General features: G+C 70.2%; 11 protein-coding genes, 1 tRNA gene and 1 rRNA gene. 12 read left to right on the plus strand and 1 reads right to left on the minus strand.

Going from position 1 to position 19,257, the window contains the following annotated elements; all coding sequences use genetic code 11:
• Nucleotides 1–151: 151 nt before the first annotated feature.
• The 3 genes from rrf (at nt 152) to ACF08B_RS12465 (ending at nt 1,203) form a co-directional block, all read left to right on the plus strand.
• Nucleotides 152–268: ribosomal RNA gene (gene rrf / locus ACF08B_RS12455) — 5S ribosomal RNA — on the plus strand.
• A gap of 114 nt (nt 269–382) precedes the next feature.
• On the plus strand, nt 383–1,045 hold the full coding sequence (locus ACF08B_RS12460) for a DegT/DnrJ/EryC1/StrS family aminotransferase (RefSeq protein ID WP_392317712.1): 663 nt from the start codon (nt 383–385) through the stop codon (nt 1,043–1,045).
• An 82-nt stretch (nt 1,046–1,127) separates the two neighbouring features.
• Nucleotides 1,128–1,203: transfer RNA gene (locus ACF08B_RS12465), tRNA-Thr, on the plus strand.
• A gap of 36 nt (nt 1,204–1,239) precedes the next feature.
• On the opposite strand, the gene ACF08B_RS12470 is transcribed toward ACF08B_RS12465, so the two are convergent.
• Entirely contained in the window at nt 1,240–3,999 is a 2,760-nt protein-coding gene (locus ACF08B_RS12470) for a SpoIIE family protein phosphatase (RefSeq protein ID WP_392317305.1), read from the minus strand.
• 409 nt (nt 4,000–4,408) lie between these two features.
• On the opposite strand from ACF08B_RS12470, the gene ACF08B_RS12475 reads away from it, so the two are divergent.
• From ACF08B_RS12475 to ACF08B_RS12515, 9 genes are all read left to right on the plus strand, one after another.
• Nucleotides 4,409–9,865: a HAMP domain-containing protein gene (locus ACF08B_RS12475; RefSeq protein WP_392317306.1), complete on the plus strand. Its 5,457-nt coding sequence runs from the start codon at nt 4,409–4,411 to the stop codon at nt 9,863–9,865.
• Between the two features lie 292 nt (nt 9,866–10,157).
• The gene (locus tag ACF08B_RS12480) at nt 10,158–10,838 is read left to right on the plus strand and encodes a two-component system response regulator (RefSeq protein ID WP_392317307.1); all 681 of its coding nucleotides are present in this window, start codon (nt 10,158–10,160) and stop codon (nt 10,836–10,838) included.
• Between the two features lie 124 nt (nt 10,839–10,962).
• Nucleotides 10,963–13,734 carry a DNA translocase FtsK gene (locus tag ACF08B_RS12485; RefSeq protein WP_392317308.1) on the plus strand — a complete coding sequence of 924 codons (2,772 nt, stop codon included), beginning with the start codon at nt 10,963–10,965 and terminating at the stop codon, nt 13,732–13,734.
• A gap of 302 nt (nt 13,735–14,036) precedes the next feature.
• Entirely contained in the window at nt 14,037–14,879 is an 843-nt protein-coding gene (locus ACF08B_RS12490) for a helix-turn-helix domain-containing protein (protein ID WP_392317309.1), read from the plus strand.
• A 90-nt stretch (nt 14,880–14,969) separates the two neighbouring features.
• Nucleotides 14,970–16,442 (plus strand): 30S ribosomal protein S12 methylthiotransferase RimO, encoded by a 1,473-nt coding sequence (rimO, locus tag ACF08B_RS12495; RefSeq protein ID WP_392317310.1) that lies wholly within the window; start codon nt 14,970–14,972, stop codon nt 16,440–16,442.
• Nucleotides 16,439–17,278, plus strand: a complete 840-nt coding sequence (pgsA, locus tag ACF08B_RS12500) for a CDP-diacylglycerol--glycerol-3-phosphate 3-phosphatidyltransferase (RefSeq protein ID WP_392317311.1) — start codon at nt 16,439–16,441, stop codon at nt 17,276–17,278. Before rimO ends, pgsA begins: the two co-directional genes overlap by 4 nt.
• A complete protein-coding gene (locus ACF08B_RS12505; protein ID WP_392317312.1) occupies nt 17,275–17,820 on the plus strand; it encodes a CinA family protein in 546 nt (181 codons plus the stop codon). The genes pgsA and ACF08B_RS12505 overlap by 4 nt, the downstream gene beginning before the upstream one ends.
• 109 nt (nt 17,821–17,929) lie before the next feature.
• On the plus strand, nt 17,930–18,304 hold the full coding sequence (locus ACF08B_RS12510; protein WP_392317313.1) for a helix-turn-helix domain-containing protein: 375 nt from the start codon (nt 17,930–17,932) through the stop codon (nt 18,302–18,304).
• Nucleotides 18,305–18,462: 158 nt separating this feature from the next.
• Nucleotides 18,463–18,933: a Dps family protein gene (locus tag ACF08B_RS12515; RefSeq protein WP_392317314.1), complete on the plus strand. Its 471-nt coding sequence runs from the start codon at nt 18,463–18,465 to the stop codon at nt 18,931–18,933.
• The last annotated feature ends 324 nt before the right edge of the window (nt 18,934–19,257 follow it).

A 19,257-nucleotide genomic window follows, 5' to 3' on the forward strand; every position in this document is an offset into this window, starting at 1 on the left:
GCCAGATATGGAAGCCGGGTAACCGGTGGAGTTGACTGGTACTAATAGGCCGAGGGCTTGTCCATTGATGCTCGCGTTCACTGTGTTGGTTCTGAAACCACGACCACGTCGCCGCCTTGTGCTGGCGTTTCGGTTGAGAGTTTCATAGTGTTTCGGTGGTCATAGCGTGAGGGAAACGCCCGGTTACATTCCGAACCCGGAAGCTAAGCCTCACAGCGCCGATGGTACTGCAGGGGGGACCCTGTGGGAGAGTAGGACGCCGCCGAACAAATTGTGAAAAGGTCGGACCCTGAACTTCGGTTCAGGGTCCAACCTTTTTCTGTTTCGCGTAACGTGTCGTTCACGTTGCGCACCGAGCATCCCAGTCATGGGAACTGCAGCAATGCTCAGGGCCGCCGGCGTCGGAGTCGGTGACGAGGTCGTCGTACCGGCCTTCGGGAACGTCGAGGTCGCCGAGGCCGTGACCCTGGCGGGCGCGCTGCCGGTGTTCGCCGACATAGACCCGCTGACCTACTGCCTCGACCCGCACGCGGTCGAGGCCGCCACAACCGCGCGTACGGCCGCGGTCGTTGTCGTGCACCGCTTCGGACGGCACGCGGACATCGGACAGTTGCACGCCCTCGGGCAGCGGCACGGGCTGCTGATCCTGGAGCAGGGCGAGTCCGAGGCGCCGTACGACGAGATAGCGCAGCGCAGAGAGCGGGCCGCCTACCTCGACGCCAAACTCAAGGGCGTACGGACCCCGGACGGCGGTGACGGGCACACCTACCAGCAGTACGTGGTGCGCGTGCCCGGCAACGGCCGGCCGGACCGGGACGCCTTCGCCCGGGCCGTGCGTGCCAAGGGGGTCGAGTGCCGAGTACCGGTGAAGACGCCCGTGCACCGGCTGCCGGAATTCCGCCGGTACGTGTCGCTGCCGCAGACCGAACTGGCCGCCGACGAAACCCTCGCACTGCCCGTGGACGCCTCCCTCACCAAGCGGGAGATGCAGCGCATCGTCTCCGCCTGCAACGCACTCGGGGGACTGCTCCAGCCCGCCTTCTGAACGGTCACCGAACGAATTTGGGAACCGGGGCCGGTTCGGGGTACAGTTTCTTCGTCGCCGCGAGGGAAACCTCAAAGGCCAGGCCCCTATAGCTCAGTCGGTAGAGCGTCTCCATGGTAAGGAGAAGGTCAACGGTTCGATTCCGTTTGGGGGCTCCAGCAGAAAAGCCCCGCCCTTTCGGGCGGGGCTTTTTCTTATGCCTCCTGGTGGATTCCCGGCACCCGCATCGCCAGAATCGCCATGTCGTCGGACGGTGCGTCCGACGCGAAGCGCTCCACCGCGCGCATGATGCGCGCGGCGACCGCACCGGCCGTCAGTCCCGTGCAGGTGGTGAGGACGTCGGCGAGACCGTCGTCGCCCAGCATCCGCGTGCCCTCACGGCGTTCGGTGACGCCGTCCGTGACACAGAGGAGCACGTCACCGGGGTCGAGGGTGACGTGCTGCTCGTAGAGCTCCAGATCCTCGATGACACCCAGCAGCGGCTGCGGCTCGGCCGCGGCGGCCACCGTGCCGTCCTGGCGCAGACGCAGCGGCAGGGGGTGGCCGGCGCAGACGACCTTCATCTCGGCGCTGCCGTCCTCCTGCGGGCGCAGCTCGCCGTAGAGGAGGGTCAGGAAGCGGCTGCGGTCGCCCTCGTCGAGGATCGCGGAGTTCAGGCGCTCCAGGACGGCCGGGCCGCTGAGGCCCTCGCGGGCCAGCAGGCGCAGCGCGTGCCGGGCGAGACCGGTGACCGCCGCCGCGTTGGGTCCCGTACCGCAGACGTCGCCGATGGCGAAGCCGTACGCGCCCTCGCCGATGGGGAAGACGTCGTAGAAGTCGCCGCCGACCTCGTTGCCCTCGCCGGCCGCGCGGTAGATGACCTCGACCTCGACGCCGTCGATGTGCGGGGTGCCGGGCGGGAGCAGGCTGCGCTGGAGGGCCTGGCTGATGGCCGTACGCTCCGAGTACAGGCGGGCGTTGTCCAGGGCGAGGGCGGCCCGGCGGCTCAGGTCCTCGGCGAGTTCCAGGATCTCCTGGCGGAAGTGCTCGTCGGTGGGCTTGCCGAGGGTCAGCATGCCGATGACGCGGTTGCGGGCCACCAGCGGCAGGACGACCGTCTCGCCGCCGACCGCGCCGGCCGTCGCCAGTGTCGGGCCGATGCCCGAGGCGACCTGGCGCGTGGGGCCGCCGGAGAGGCCGAGGCTGCGCATCGACGTGCGCAGGGCCGCCTGGTGGGCGACCTCGGCGGGCGCGGTCCAGACCCGCGCTCCGGGCGTGGGCACCGGGTCCGGCGGGGAGATCTTCGACAGCAACGACTTGATGCCGTCGATGAGTTCCTCGTCCTCGTGCAGGACGTAGGACAGGTACGGCTCGGAGGCCTGGTCGGCGATGGTGTACACCGCGCACCAGGTGGCAAGCGTCGGGACGGTCATCTGGGCCATGAGGGCCAGCGTCTGGTCCCGGTCCAGGGTGCCGGCCAGCAGGTCGGAGGCCTCGACGAGGAAGCTCAGGGAGCCGCGGCGCAGCCGCTCCAGCTCGCCCAGGCGGGCCGACTCGACGGCCAGGGCGATCCGGTCGGCCGCGAACTGCAGGCGCAGGGCCTCCTCGTTGGAGTACCGGCCGGGGGACTCGGCGGCGACGCCGAGGGATCCGGTGAGACGGCCCTCGACCTTGAGCGGGACCGTGACGACCGAGCGCATCCCGGTACCGGAGAGCAGCGGCACGGCGCCGGGGACCGCGTTGAGGTCGTCGTGGACGGCCGGCATGCGGGCGGAGCCGTAGCGTCCGGGGCCGGCCTCGACGGGGACGCGGGCGAAGCGCTGGCGGGCGGAGGGCAGGCCGGTCGAGGCGCGGACCTCGAGCTCCGTCTCGTCGTCCGTGGCGAGCAGCAGGAACGCGGAGTCGCCGTCGAGCATGTCGCGGGCGCGTTCCACCGTGCGCTGGAGCAGGCCGTCGAGGTCGTCGGGGGCGGGGGAGCCGATGAACACCTCGAACGGGTCGGTGCTCTGCCCGTCCGACGTCTGCGGCTGGTCGCCGACCGGGACACGCGTCGGCGACTGCAGGACGGCGCGCTCGTGATCGCGTACGAGGAGGCAGACGGTGGAGGGCTCGCCGCCGGTGTCGCGGACTCTGAGGTGGGAGGCGTACACCTGGATCACCCGGCCGTCGGCGCCGCGGATGCCGTAGCTGCCCTCCCAGCGCGAGAGCTGGAGCGCCTCGGCGACGCCGGTGCCGGTGCCGGGGGTGTGCGGCCAGGCCGCGAGTTCGGTGAGGGGCCTGCCGATGACCTCGGCGGACGGGTAGCCGAAGACTTCCTCGGCGTCCTCGTTCCAGGCGGAGATCGCGCCCTTGCGGTCGACCTGGAGAACCGCGACGCGGACCCGGCCGTCGGCCAGCGGGAGGAGGCCCACCGGCAGGGCGGGGCCCGCCGTGCGGGTGCCGACCGGGCGTTCGGGCAGATTGAGCTGGAACCAGACGTTCTTGTGGGTGGGGGTGTAGTCGACGCCCCAGCGGGTCGCGAGGGCCGCGCAGAGCTGGAGGCCGCGGCCGCCCTCGCGGTCGGGGTTGCCCATGGGGGTCGCGACGCTCTGGATCGGGACCTCGCGCTCCGGGTAGCGGTCGGAGACCTCGACGCGCACACCGTCCTCGGTGCGCAGGCACAGCACCTCCGCGTGCGTCCCCGCGTGGACGACCGCGTTGGTCACCAGCTCGCTGGTCAGGACGACCGCGTCGTCGACGATGTCGGCGAAGCCCCAGCCCTGGAGGGTGTCGCGGACGAAGGACCGGGCAACCGCGACCGATCGCCCGACGGGCTCGAAGCTGGCGGCCGCGCGCGCGGTGATCACAGAACTCCTCGACCGGTTGTCGACGTGCAGGTCTCCGGGGCCGCCCGGCTCGCGCCGCTGCTGCGGCATCAGCTCGTCCGTCGGCCGTTGCTCCGGGGGCTGTTCCCCGGGGATCAGTCCGGTGGTCATGGTCTGCGGCCGCCCCTCCGATGCCCGCTCGTGCTCGTGCCACCGCCCAGGCCGGTCGGACCGGTGCGGCTGGACAGCCGCATGCAAGGTTACTTACCTTCGCCGTCCGAGCGGATGCCGGTCGCCGGTGTTTACCCCCCAGGGTGTGCGGACGATGTGCGAAGCTGCCGAACTGTTATGGCCTGGTTCGGCCGGGGTGAAACACTGGGCAGGCTTCTGATGAAGGTCCGGTCGGCCTGCGTGCGTTTCGTGTACGGCGGGCAGCAGCCCCTGGTGTGGCCGGATCTCGTCTGGCAGAAATACGCAGCAGTAGTGGGTACGTGGAAGTCACCGGTATGCCGACGACCGGCACGCCGGGCCGAAGCGGCCGAGCACAGCAGTAACGGTCTACCCCTCCGGGAGGGACACAGTGGAGTCTGGCGCGGCGACGCGGGGCACGAAGACGCGCGCGAAAGGCGGACCGTCCCTGGGCAAAAACGGCGGTACCACCGCCGTGGACACGGCTGCCCTGAACCGGCTGCTGGCGGCACTCGTGTCGATGCGTGACGGGAACTTCCGCAAACGGCTCACGGTGTCCGGCGACGGCGTGATGTCGGAGATCGCGGCCGTGTTCAACGAGGTCGCCGACCGGAACCTGCATCTGACGGGTGAGCTGTCCCGGGTGCGGCGCGTGGTCGGTCGTGAGGGAAAGCTCACCGAACGGCTGGAGACGGGGGCCTGCGAGGGCTCCTGGGCGACCGCCATCGACAACTCCAACGCGCTGGTGGACGACCTCGTCTGGCCGGTGTCCGAGGTCGGCCGGGTGCTGACGGCGGTCGCCGACGGTGATCTGTCGCCGCGCATGGAGCTGCGGACGCAGGCGCCGGACGGCGGCACGGGACATCCGCTGCGCGGGGAGTTCCTGAAGGTCGGCAGGACCGTGAACAACCTGGTCGACCAGTTGTCGACGTTCACGGACGAGGTCACCCGCGTGGCCAGCGAGGTGGGCACCGAGGGCAAGCTCGGCGGCCAGGCGCAGGTGCGCGGCATGTCGGGTTCGTGGAAGGACCTGACCGAGTCCGTCAACACCATGGCGTACCGGCTGACCGCGCAGGTGCGGGACATCGCCCTGGTGACCACGGCGGTCGCCAAGGGTGATCTGTCACGCAAGGTGACCGTCCATGTCGCGGGCGAGATGCTGGAGCTGAAGAACACCGTCAACACGATGGTGGACCAGCTGTCCTCGTTCTCCTCCGAGGTCACACGGGTGGCCCGGGAGGTGGGCACGGAGGGCATCCTGGGCGGCCAGGCGCAGGTGCCCGGGGTGGCCGGCGTGTGGAAGGAGCTGACCGACTCCGTCAACACGATGGCCGGCAACCTCACCGCACAGGTGCGTGGGATCTCGCAGGTCACCACGGCCGTCGCCAGCGGTGACCTGTCGCAGAAGGTGACGGTCCCGGCGCGCGGCGAGGTGGCCCAGCTGGCCGAGACGATCAACCAGATGACCGAGACGCTGCGGATCTTCGCGGACGAGGTCACGCGGGTGGCGAACGAGGTCGGCGCCGAGGGGCGGCTCGGCGGGCAGGCGAACGTGCCGGGCGCGGCCGGCACCTGGAAGGACCTGACCGACTCCGTCAACACGGTGTTCCGGAACCTGACCACGCAGGTGCGGGACATCGCCGCCGTGACGACCGCGGTGGCCAGTGGTGATCTGTCGCAGAAGGTCACGGTGGACGTGGCCGGCGAGATGCTGGAGCTGAAGAACACCGTCAACGGCATGGTGGACCAGCTGTCGGCGTTCGGTGCCGAGGTGACACGGGTCGCGCGGGAGATCGGCGTCGAGGGTGAGCTGGGCGGGCAGGCGCAGGTGCCGGGCGCGGCCGGCACCTGGAAGGACCTGACCGACTCCGTCAACACCGCGTTCCGCAACCTCACCGGGCAGGTGCGCAACATCGCCCAGGTGACGACGGCGGTGGCCAACGGCGACCTCTCGCAGAAGGTCACCGTGGACGTGTCCGGTGAGATGCTCCAGCTGAAGAACACCGTGAACACGATGGTGGACCAGCTGTCGTCGTTCGCCGACCAGGTCACGCGGATGGCCCGGGACGTGGGCACGGAGGGCCGCCTCGGCGGGCAGGCCCGGGTGGACGGGGTGTCGGGCACCTGGAAGGAGCTGACGGACTCCGTCAACTTCATGGCCGGGAACCTGACCTCGCAGGTGCGGCAGATCGCCCAGGTGACGACGGCCGTGGCGCGCGGTGACCTCTCGCAGAAGATCGACGTCGACGCGCGCGGGGAGATCCTCGAGCTGAAGAACACCATCAACACGATGGTCGACCAGCTGTCCGCCTTCGCCGACCAGGTGACCCGGGTCGCGCGGGACGTGGGTACGGAGGGCCGCCTCGGCGGGCAGGCGCAGGTGCCGGGCGTCGCCGGTGTGTGGCGGGACCTGACCGACTCCGTGAACGGCATGGCCGGCAACCTCACCGCCCAGGTCCGCAACATCGCCCAGGTCGCCACCGCGGTGGCGCGCGGTGACCTGTCCCAGAAGATCACCGTGGACGCGCGCGGGGAGATCCTGGAGCTGAAGAACACCCTGAACACGATGGTCGACCAGCTGTCGTCGTTCGCCCAGGAGGTCACGCGGGTGGCCCGCGAGGTGGGCACGGAGGGCATGCTCGGCGGGCAGGCCGAGGTGCAGGGTGTCTCCGGCACCTGGAAGGACCTCACCCAGTCCGTGAACTTCATGGCGAACAACCTGACGATCCAGGTGCGCAACATCGCCGAGGTCACGACGGCGGTCGCCAAGGGCGACCTGTCGAAGAAGATCACCGTCGACGCGAAGGGCGAGATCCTCGAACTCGTCACGACGGTCAACACGATGGTCGACCAGCTGTCCAGCTTCGCCGAGCAGGTGACCCGGGTGGCCCGTGAGGTGGGCACCGAGGGCATCCTGGGCGGCCAGGCGCACGTGCCGGGTGTCACCGGCATCTGGAAGGACCTCAGCAACAACGTCAACCTCATGGCCAACAACCTGACCATGCAGGTACGGAACATCTCCCAGGTGGCCGCGGCCGTCGCCAACGGTGACCTGACGCGGCAGGTGACGATCGAGGCGCGCGGTGAGGTCGCGCAGCTCGCCGACACCATCAACATCATGGTGAAGACGCTGAGTTCCTTCGCCGACCAGGTCACCAAGGTGGCCCGTGAGGTGGGCACGGACGGCATCCTGGGCGGCCAGGCGCATGTGCCCGGAGTGGCCGGCACGTGGAAGGACCTCACCGAGTCCGTGAACCAGATGGCGTCCAACCTGACCGGTCAGGTGCGCAACATCGCCATGGTGACGACGGCGATCGCGAAGGGCGATCTGACCAAGAAGATCGACATCGACGCGCGCGGCGAGATCCTCGAGCTGAAGACGACGATCAACACGATGGTCGACCAGCTGTCCAGCTTCGCCGAGGAGGTCACGCGCGTGGCCCGCGAGGTGGGCACCGAGGGGCAGCTCGGCGGTCAGGCACGCGTGCGTGACGTCGACGGGACCTGGCGGGACCTGACCGAGTCGGTGAACGAGATGGCCGGGAACCTGACCCGGCAGGTGCGGGCCATCGCGCGCGTGGCGACCGCGGTGACCCGTGGCGACCTGAACCTGAAGATCGACGTCGACGCGTCCGGCGAGATCCAGGAACTGCAGGACTACATCAACAAGATGATCGCCAACCTGCGTGACACCACGATCGCCAACAAGGAGCAGGACTGGCTCAAGGGCAACCTGGCCCGTATCTCCGCGCTGATGCAGGGCCGCCGGGACCTGGAGGACGTGGCCTCGCTGATCATGAGCGAGCTGACGCCGGTGGTCTCGGCGCAGCACGGCGCGTTCTTCGTGGCGATGCCGCTCATGGAGGGCAAGGACGTCGCCGGCGGCGAGGACGACTACGAGCTGCGGATGCTGGGCTCCTACGGCTACTCGATGGGCTCCATGCCGACGTCGTTCCGGCCCGGTGAGGCGCTGGTGGGCACGGCGGCCGAGGAGAAGCGCGCGATCCTCGTGGAGAACGCGCCCAGCGGCTACCTGAGGATCTCCTCGGGGCTCGGCGAGGCGCCGCCCGCGCAGGTGATCGTGCTGCCGGTGCTGTTCGAGGGCAAGGTCCTCGGTGTGATCGAGCTGGCGTCGTTCACACCGTTCACGCAGATCCAGAAGGACTTCCTCAACCAGATCGCCGAGATGATCGCGACGAGCGTCAACACCATCTCGGTCAACACCAAGACCGAGCAGCTGCTGAAGCAGTCGCAGGAGCTGACCGAGCAGCTCAGGGAGCGCTCGGCCGAGCTGGAGAACCGGCAGAAGGCGCTGCAGGCCTCCAACGCCGAACTGGAGGAGAAGGCCGAGCTGCTGGCCCGGCAGAACCGCGACATCGAGGTGAAGAACACCGAGATCGAGGAGGCCCGGCAGGTCCTGGAGGAGCGTGCCGAGCAGCTCGCGGTGTCGATGCGCTACAAGAGCGAGTTCCTCGCGAACATGTCGCACGAGCTGCGCACGCCGCTCAACTCGCTGCTGATTCTGGCCAAGCTGCTCGCGGACAACGCCGAGGGCAATCTCTCCCCGAAGCAGGTGGAGTTCGCCGAGACCATCCACGGCGCCGGCTCCGACCTGCTGCAGCTGATCAACGACATCCTCGACCTGTCGAAGGTCGAGGCGGGCAAGATGGACGTCTCGCCGACGCGTATCGCGCTCGTCCAGCTCGTGGACTACGTGGAGGCCACCTTCCGGCCGCTGACCGCCGAGAAGGGCCTGGACCTGTCCGTACGGGTGTCCCCGGAACTGCCGGCGACCCTGCACACCGACGAGCAGCGGCTGCTGCAGGTGCTGCGCAACCTGCTGTCCAACGCGGTGAAGTTCACCGATTCCGGGTCGGTGGAGCTGGTGATCCGGCCCGCCGGTTCGAACGTGCCGCAGAGGATCCGGGAGCAGTTGCTGGAGGCCGGTTCGCTGACCGATCCGGACGGCGAGCTGATCGCGTTCTCGGTGACCGACACGGGTATCGGCATCGCGGCCAGCAAGATGCGGGTGATCTTCGAGGCGTTCAAGCAGGCGGACGGCACGACCAGCCGCAAGTACGGCGGCACGGGCCTCGGCCTGTCCATCTCGCGGGAGATCGCGCAGCTGCTGGGCGGCGAGATCCACGCCCAGAGCGAGCCGGGCCGCGGCTCGACGTTCACCCTGTACCTGCCGGTGCACCCGAGCGAGCTGCCGCCGCAGGGCTACCAGCAGTCCGTGGCCCCGCTGGCGGCCGGTGAGCTGGTGGCGTCCCAGGCGGAGCGGTCCTTGGAGCTGTCGGCGCCGGAGGTGGAGACGCCGGCCGAGGTGAAGTCGTACCGGGAGACGCAGAACGGCCCGGCCGCGCTGTTCCGGCGCCGGCGCCGCGGCCTGCCGTCGGGCGAGCCGCGGGCCGAGCAGTGGCTGTCGGCCGGGCCGGAGAGCACTTCGCAGCCGGCGCGAGCGGTACGGTTCGGCGGTGAGAAGGTGCTGATCGTCGACGACGACATCCGGAACGTGTTCGCGCTCACCAGCGTGCTGGAGCAGCACGGGCTGTCGGTGCTGTACGCGGAGAACGGCCGCGAGGGCATCGAGGTGCTGGAGCAGCACGACGACGTGGCCGTCGTCCTGATGGACATCATGATGCCGGAGATGGACGGCTACGCGACGACCACGGCGATCCGCAGGATGCCGCAGTTCGCCGGGCTGCCGATCATCGCGCTGACGGCGAAGGCGATGAAGGGCGACCGGGAGAAGGCGATCGAGTCGGGTGCCTCCGACTACGTGACCAAGCCGGTGGACCCGGACCACCTGCTGGCGGTCATGCAGCAGTGGATGCGCCCGCAGTGACCGGCACGGGCGCGGTGACCGCCCCTCGCGCACCGGACGTGAACGCGGCGGGAACCTTCGGTGTGCACAGGGAGTTGTCGGATGATGTGGGCGGCGAACGTGTGGGAATCCCGGATTCCGGGAACCATCCGGGCTCCTGCCGCGTTTCCGCTATGTGCACAGTGACATCACGGTGACAGGGTGTGGCGACGGGCGGGGTGCGGCTACGATGACCGGCACAAGGACGGGCGGCGAAAGGGAGTCGTCCCCTGGGGCGGCGCCCGGTGTACCGCCGGGGCGAGGAGGGCGGGCCATGGTGCAGAAGGCCAAGATCCTCCTGGTCGATGACCGGCCGGAGAATCTGCTGGCGCTGGAGGCCATCCTCTCTGCGCTCGATCAGACGCTGGTGCGGGCATCGAGCGGGGAGGAAGCGCTCAAAGCACTGCTCACGGACGATTTCGCGGTCATTCTGCTGGACGTCCAGATGCCGGGCATGGACGGGTTCGAGACCGCGGCGCACATCAAGCGGCGCGAGCGGACCCGGGACATCCCGATCATCTTTCTCACGGCGATCAACCACGGCCCGCACCACACGTTCCGCGGGTACGCGGCGGGCGCGGTCGACTACATCTCCAAGCCGTTCGACCCGTGGGTGCTGCGGGCCAAGGTCTCGGTGTTCGTCGAGCTGTACATGAAGAACTGCCAGCTGCGGGAGCAGGCGGCTCTGCTGCGGCTCCAGTTGGAGGGCGGCGGCAAGGGCGGGGTCGGCGGCAAGGAGTCCGCCGGGCTGCTCGCCGAGCTGTCCGCGCGGCTCGCGGCCGTCGAGGAGCAGGCGGAGGCGCTGTCCAAGCAACTGGACGACGACTCGGCGGACGCCGCGGCGGTGGCCACCGCGGCCCATCTGGAGCGCAAACTCACCGGGTTGCGCCGCGCCCTCGACGCGCTGGAGCCGGGAGCGGGTCCCGGTGGTGCGTCCCTGCCGGCCACGAACTGACGTACAGGCGGAGCGCAGTTGCCCATGAGCGTGTGTCAGTTCCGTGCCTCGGCAGGGGCGACACGAACGGGTGAAGCTGTGGGCACACGTGTCCGCTGTCGTCTCCCCCGGTAACCTCACACCCATGGCCTCACGTCCCTCCGCAGCCAAGAAGCCGCCCGCGAAGAAGGCGGCCGCTCCCGCGAAGGCTCCGGCGCGGAAGGCCGCCGCGAAGAAGGCACCGGCCAAGAAGGCGCCCGCCAAGCGGGCGCCGAGGAAGGCCGCGCCGCCGAAGCCGGCCCCCAGTCCCACCGGGGGCGTGTACCGGCTCGCACGCGCCGTCTGGCTCGGGCTGGCGCACGCCGTCGGCGCCGTCTTCCGCGGCATAGGGCAGGGCGCGAAGAACCTCGACCCGGCCCACCGCAAGGACGGCGTGGCGCTGCTGCTGTTCGGTGTCGCCCTGATCGTCGCCGCCGGCACCTGGGCCGACCTGAAGGGTCCGGTCGGAGACCTGGTGGAGATCCTGGTCACCGGCGCCTTCGGCCGGCTCGACCTGCTGGTGCCGATACTGCTCGCGGTGATCGGCGTACGGCTCGTGCGCCACCCCGAGCAACCGGAGGCCAACGGCCGGATCGTGATCGGCCTGTCCGCGCTCGTCGTCGGCGTGCTCGGCCAGGTCCACATCGCCTGCGGCTCGCCCGCGCGCAGCGCCGGTATGCAGGCCATAAGGGACGCCGGTGGCCTCGTCGGCTGGGCGGCGGCGACCCCGCTGACGTACACCATGACCGAGGTCCTCGCCGTACCCCTGCTGGTGCTGCTGACGGTCTTCGGGCTGCTCGTGGTGACCGCCACCCCGGTCAACGCCATCCCGCAGCGCCTGCGCGCGCTCGGCGTCACCCTGGGTGTCCTCCCCGACCGCGAGGACGCGGACTTCACGGAGGACGAGGAGCGCTACGACGAGCAGTGGCGCGAAGCGCTCCCCGCGCGCCCCCGCAAGCGTTCGAGCGCCCCCGGGGTGTACGACCCCGACAGCGCCGAGGCGGCGGCCCTCTCGCAGCGTCGCGGCCGGCCCCGGCGGTCCGCGGTGCCCCAGCCCGATCCGCGGCGCCAGATGGACGCCGTGGACGTCGCCGCGGCGGCTGCCGCCGCGCTCGACGGTGCCGTCCTGCACGGCATGCCGCCCTCCCCGCTCGTCGCCGACCTCACCCAGGGCGTCGGCGTCGGCGACCGCGAGGACACCACACCGGTGCCGACGCCCGCGCCCGCACGGAAGCCGGCGGACGCGTCCGAGCCGGAGACGCCGGCCGCGCCCCCACCGGTCCCCGCCGCACGGCCCCAGCAGGAGAGGCTCGCCTCCGGGCCGGTCCCCGACCTCACCAAGAAGGCCCCGGACGAACCGCGCGACCTGCCCGCGCGCGCGGAGCAGCTCCAGCTGTCCGGCGACATCACCTACGCGCTGCCGTCCCTGGACCTGCTCGCGCGGGGCGGCCCGGGCAAGGCGCGCAGCGCCGCCAACGACGCGGTCGTCGCCTCGCTCACCCAGGTCTTCACCGAGTTCAAGGTCGACGCGGCCGTCACCGGCTTCACCCGCGGCCCGACGGTCACCCGCTACGAGGTCGAGCTCGGCCCCGCGGTGAAGGTCGAGCGGATCACCGCGCTCACCAAGAACATCGCGTACGCCGTCGCCAGCCCCGACGTACGGATCATCAGCCCCATCCCCGGGAAGTCCGCGGTGGGCATCGAGATCCCGAACACCGACCGGGAGATGGTCAACCTCGGCGACGTGCTGCGTCTCGCGGAGTCCGCCGAGGACGACGACCCGATGCTGGTCGCCTTCGGCAAGGACGTCGAGGGCGGGTACGTGATGCACTCGCTCGCGAAGATGCCGCACATGCTGGTCGCCGGTGCGACGGGCTCCGGAAAGTCGTCCTGCATCAACTGTCTGATCACCTCGGTCATGATGCGGGCGACCCCGGAGGACGTCCGGATGATCCTCGTCGACCCCAAGCGGGTCGAGCTGACCGCCTACGAGGGCATCCCGCACCTGATCACGCCGATCATCACCAATCCCAAGCGGGCCGCCGAGGCGCTGCAGTGGGTCGTCCGCGAGATGGACCTGCGCTACGACGACCTCGCCGCGTACGGCTACCGGCACATCGACGACTTCAACCGTGCCGTCCGCGAGGGCAAGGCCAAGCCGCCGGAGGGCAGCGAGCGGGAGCTGCAGCCCTACCCGTACCTGCTGGTGATCGTCGACGAGCTCGCCGACCTGATGATGGTGGCCCCGCGCGACGTCGAGGACGCCATCGTGCGCATCACGCAGCTCGCGCGCGCGGCCGGCATCCACCTGGTGCTCGCCACGCAGCGACCGTCGGTCGACGTGGTCACCGGTCTGATCAAGGCCAACGTGCCCTCCCGGCTGGCCTTCGCCACCTCCTCGCTCGCCGACTCCCGGGTCATCCTCGACCAGCCCGGCGCCGAGAAACTCATCGGCAAGGGCGACGGCCTCTTCCTGCCGATGGGCGCGAACAAGCCCACCCGTATGCAGGGCGCCTTCGTGACCGAGGAAGAGGTCGCGGTCGTCGTCCAGCACTGCAAGGACCAGATGGCGCCGGTCTTCCGGGACGACGTCACCGTGGGCACCAAGCAGAAGAAGGAGATCGACGAGGACATCGGCGACGACCTCGACCTGCTCTGCCAGGCGGCCGAGCTGGTGGTCTCCACCCAGTTCGGGTCGACGTCCATGCTCCAGCGGAAGCTGCGTGTCGGCTTCGCCAAGGCCGGACGGCTCATGGACCTCATGGAGTCCCGCAACATCGTCGGTCCCAGCGAGGGGTCCAAGGCACGTGACGTTCTTGTGAAGCCTGACGAGCTGGACGGCGTGCTCGCGGTGATTCGCGGGGAGTCTGAGGGTTAGGGCGAAGGGCCGTTCGGCCGAGACGGGTCACGCCTACGGGCGGGATCCTCGTACGCCGGGTGGCCGCATCGCCGTGATGCACCTGTTAGAGATCGGCGAGCAACCGTTTCCCTTTGTCATACGTCAAGTTGAGCGAGAGGACCGGTAGGGGTCTCAACCTGGGGTACCTGCCTGTCCAGCCAGCGGAATGTCCGGCCATTCCGATGGCGTACAAAGTCGGACCGCCCGGTTGCCCCACCCTTTCGTACCCCCCCTAGACTGAGCTTCCAGCACAGGTGGCTACACGCTCGAAAGGCGCCCCCGTGTCCCTCGGCAACTCCCCTGAAGACGAGCGTCCCTTCCACGACGAGTCCCGAGAACCCCGAATCTCCGTGGGCCGTGCCCTCCAGCAGGCGCGGATCGCGGCCGGGCTCACCGTGGACGAAGTCAGCAGCGCCACTCGTGTCCGTATCGCCATCGTGCACGCCATCGAAGCGGACGACTTCGCGCCCTGCGGCGGCGACGTGTACGCCCGTGGGCACCTCCGCACGCTGGCCAGGGCCGTCCACCTCGATCCCGAGCCGTTGATCGCCCAGTTCGACGCCGAGCACGGCGGCCGTCCCGCGCCCACCCCGGCCGCACCCCTGTTCGAGGCGGAGCGGATCCGTCCCGAGCGTCGCGGACCGAACTGGACCGCGGCCATGGTCGCCGCGATCGTCGTCGTGATCGGCTTCGTCGGGTTCACCGCGTTCAAGGGCGGTGACGACGGCAGCGACGCGAAGTCGCAGGTCGCCGACGGCACCAAGCCCTCCGTCAGCAAGTCCGCCAAGCCCAGCCCCAAGAAGGAGAAGCCCGCCGCGCCGAGCGGCGAGCCCTCCGACAGCGCCATCGCCGCGGCCCCCCAGGACAAGGTGACCGTCCAGGTCAGCGCGCCGAACGGGCGGAGCTGGATCTCGGCCAAGGACCACAACGGCCGGATGCTCTTCGACGGACTGCTGAAGAAGGGCGAGTCCAAGACCTTCCAGGACAGCACCAAGATCAACCTGATCCTCGGTGACGCCGGCGCCATCCAGCTCTACGTCAACGGCAAGAAGATCGAGGACGACTTCCGGCCGGGCGCCGTGGAGCGCCTCACGTACACCAAGGGCGACCCCGAGGTCGGATAGGGCCTTGGGGGAGCCGGTGTGACGGGGTCGGCCAAGATCGGCCAACCCCGTCGACGTGGGCTGTCCGTGAGACAAAGTAGTCTTGAGCCCATGCCTGAACGCCGTACCGTCGCACTCGTCACTCTCGGCTGCGCTCGTAACGAGGTGGATTCCGAGGAGCTCGCAGGCCGTTTGGAGGCGGACGGCTGGCAGCTCGTCGAGGACGCCGCGGACGCCGACGTCGCCGTGGTCAACACCTGTGGCTTCGTGGAAGCCGCGAAGAAGGACTCCGTCGACGCCCTGCTGGAGGCCAACGACCTCAAGGACCACGGCAGAACCCAGGCCGTCGTGGCGGTGGGCTGCATGGCCGAGCGGTACGGCAAGGAACTGGCCCAGGCGCTGCCCGAGGCCGACGGCGTGCTCGGCTTCGACGACTACGCGGACATCTCCGACCGCCTGCAGACCATCCTGTCCGGCGGCATCCACGCCGCCCACACCCCGCGCGACCGCCGCAAGCTGCTGCCGATCAGCCCCGCCGAGCGGCAGGAATCGGCCGCCGCCGTCGCGCTGCCCGGCCACGGCCCCACCGACCTTCCGGAGGGCGTGGCGCCCGCCTCGGGCCCCCGCGCCCCGCTGCGCCGCCGCCTGGACGGTTCCCCGGTCGCCTCGGTGAAGCTCGCCTCCGGCTGCGACCGGCGCTGCTCCTTCTGCGCCATCCCGTCCTTCCGCGGCTCCTTCATCTCCCGCCGCCCCAGCGACGTGCTGAACGAGACCCGCTGGCTGGCCGAGCAGGGTGTGAAGGAGATCATGCTGGTCTCCGAGAACAACACCTCCTACGGCAAGGACCTGGGCGACATCCGCCTGCTGGAGTCCCTGCTGCCCAACCTGGCGGACGTCGACGGCATCGAGCGGGTGCGGGTCAGCTACCTCCAGCCGGCCGAGATGCGCCCCGGGCTGATCGACGTACTGACCTCGACTCCCAAGGTCGTGCCGTACTTCGACCTGTCCTTCCAGCACTCCGCTCCCGACGTGCTGCGCGCCATGCGCCGCTTCGGCGACACCGACCGCTTCCTGGAGCTGCTCGACACCATCCGGAGCAAGGCCCCCGAGGCCGGTGTGCGCTCCAACTTCATCGTCGGCTTCCCCGGCGAGAGCGAGTCCGACCTCGCCGAGCTGGAGCGCTTCCTGAACGGCGCCCGCCTGGACGCCATCGGTGTCTTCGGGTACTCCGACGAGGACGGCACGGAGGCCGCCACCTACGAGAACAAGCTGGACGAGGACGTCGTCGCCGAGCGCCTGGCGCACATCTCCCGGCTGGCCGAGGAACTCGTCTCGCAGCGCGCCGAGGAGCGCGTCGGCCAGACGGTGCACGTGCTGGTCGAGTCGGTGGACGACGAGGAGGGCGTGTACGGCCGTGCCGAGCACCAGGCCCCCGAGACGGACGGCCAGGTGCTGCTCACGAGCGGCGAAGGCCTGAGCGTCGGACGTATGGTCGAGGCGAAGGTGGTCGGCACGGAAGGTGTCGATCTGGTGGCCGAGCCGCTGACCGGCTCGCTCGCGTGTACCGAGGAGGCGGGCAGATGACCGGAGTCCCGGCATCCGCCGCGGGCGGCTCCTCCGGCGCGCACGGCGCGCGGGGTTCCGCCGCCGACGGCGTCGTCTCCGAGGCCTCCCCTTCTGCCCCTGGTTCCGCCGGCCCGGTCCCCGGGTCCGCCCCCGCATCCGTCACCGGCCCCGACGGCCGTGCCACGGACGCCGGGGGTGCGGGCGCCGGCGCGGAGAGCGGCGGCCGGCCCGCGCGCGGCGCGAAGATCGCGGCAGCGGCCGTCAACCAGGCGAGTGTCTGGAACGTCGCCAATCTGCTGACCATGCTCCGGCTGCTCCTGGTCCCCGGTTTCGTGGCGCTGATGCTGGCCGACGGCGGCTACGACCCGGCCTGGCGCTCGCTGGCCTGGGCGGCCTTCGCCATCGCCATGATCACCGACCTGTTCGACGGGCACCTGGCGCGCACCTACAACCTGGTCACCGACTTCGGGAAGATCGCCGACCCCATCGCCGACAAGGCGATCATGGGGGCGGCGCTCATCTGTCTCTCCGGCCTCGGCGACCTGCCGTGGTGGGTGACTGCCGTGATCCTCGGCCGGGAACTCGGCATCACGCTGCTGCGCTTCCTCGTCATCCGCTACGGCGTGATTCCCGCCAGCCGCGGAGGCAAGCTCAAGACGCTCACCCAGGGCGTGGCCGTCGGGATGTACGTCCTGGCGCTGACGGGCTGGCTGGCCACCCTCAGGTTCTGGGTGATGGCCGCGGCGGTCGTCCTCACCGTCGTCACCGGCCTCGACTACGTAAGACAAGCCATTGTCCTGCGCCGGCAGGGAATCGCCGAGCGCGCGGCGGCGTTGGAGGAGACGGAAGCGTGACCGCACAGGCCACCGAAGTGGTGCGACTACTGACAGTGAGGGGCGAGACCCTCGCCGTCGCCGAGTCGCTCACGGGTGGCCTGGTAGCGGCGGAGATCACGGGCGTGCCCGGGGCCTCCAAGGTCTTCCGGGGCTCGGTCACCGCCTACGCGACCGGGCTCAAGCACGAGCTGCTGGGCGTCGACCCCGTTCTGCTGGCGCAGCGCGGAGCCGTGGATCCGCAGGTCGCGGGCCAGATGGCGGCAGGCGTGCGCAAGGCCCTGGGGGCCGACTGGGGCATCGCGACGACCGGAGTCGCCGGCCCCGATCCGCAGGACGGACAGCCCGTGGGGACGGTCTTCGTGGCCGTCGACGGGCCCCTGACCGCCCGTCCCGGTTGCGCCGGTGGCGGAAAAGTCGAGGCCCTGCGGTTGAACGGCAGCCGTGCGGAAATTCGTATGGAGAGTGTACGGAGCGTACTCGCAGAGCTCCTGGAGCGGCTTGCGGGCGAACAGACCGGGAATGAGCGGGCACAGGATACGGAACGGAACGGGGGGTTTTGATGTTTGCAGCCCTGAGTGAACACGACATCGCTCCCCGCACGGCCGCGGCGCAAGGCGGTACGGTGGGGCGTGAAGGATGCGGCTACGCGGTCCGAGGAGGGAGCCACCGATGATTCTGCTCCGTCGCCTGCTGGGTGACGTGCTGCGTCGGCAGCGCCAACGCCAGGGCCGTACTCTGCGCGAAGTCTCCTCGTCCGCCCGAGTCTCACTCGGCTATCTCTCCGAGGTGGAGCGGGGGCAGAAGGAGGCTTCCTCCGAACTGCTCTCCGCCATCTGCGACGCGCTGGACGTACGGATGTCGGAACTCATGCGGGAAGTGAGCGACGAGCTGGCGCTCGCCGAACTGGCGCAGTCCGCCGCGGCCACCGAGTCCGTGCCCACGTCGGTCCGTCCGATGCTGGGTACCGTGTCGGTGACCGGTGTGAAACCGGAACGGGTGACCATCAAGGCGCCCTCCGAGGCGGTCGACGTCGTCGCCGCGTGAACTTCGCGTGCGCGGCTCAGCAACCCGATACGAGTGAGGCCCCGGCCGGTTTTCCCAGGTGAACCTGGAAAGCCCGCCGGGGCTTTCGCGTTGCCGGTGCCGGGTGCTGCGGTCATCGTGGAGGGACGTGAGCGCGCCCGAGCACCGGAGGAAGTGGCATGTACGTCGTGAAGAGCCCGCTGGCCGACGCGGACCTCAAGACCGTGTCCGAGGCGCTGCAGGGCGCCCTCGTCGACCTGGTGGACCTGGCGCTCGTCGCCAAGCAGATCCACTGGAACGTCGTCGGCCCGCGCTTCCGCTCCATCCACCTCCAGCTCGACGAGGTCGTCGACTCGGCGCGCGTCCATTCCGACACGGTGGCCGAGCGTGCCTCCGCGCTGGGCGTCCCGCCCGACGGCCGTGCCGCCACGGTGGCCTCCGGCAGCGGCATCGGGGCCACGCCGGCCGGCTGGATCAAGGACGTGGACGCGGTCGGGTCGATGGTGGACGCGCTCGGCGCGGTCATCACCCGGATGCGGGAACGGGTGAACGGCACCGGCGAGGCGGACCCGGTGTCGCAGGACATCTTCATCGGGATCACGGCGGACCTCGAGAAGCACCACTGGATGTTCCAGGCGGAGCACGCGTAGGCGAGCGGGCCGGGTCTCGTCGCCCGCTCGCCGAGTCGGCGCCGCGTGCCGACGGCGTGTGGTCCGGCGTTGCACCGATGAGCCCGTGATGCGCCTCCCACCCGGGGCAGGCGGCGGTCTAGCGTCCGGCTGGAGGTGGTGGCGGGCATGGTGGGGCGAGTGCGGGCGGTGCGCTGGGGGGTCGCCCTCGGGCTCGGCGCGGTCTGGTGGTGGGCCGTGCTGCGGCTCGCCCTTGGAGAGGACTCGGGCGTGCTGGAAGGAGCCGTCGTGGCCGGCGGCTGGGGGCTGAGCGTCCTTCCGGTGCACTGCGCGCCCATGGGACGA

This window comes from Streptomyces sp. NPDC015139, from assembly GCF_043079785.1.
GTDB classification, from domain to species: domain Bacteria; phylum Actinomycetota; class Actinomycetes; order Streptomycetales; family Streptomycetaceae; genus Streptomyces; species Streptomyces albidocamelliae.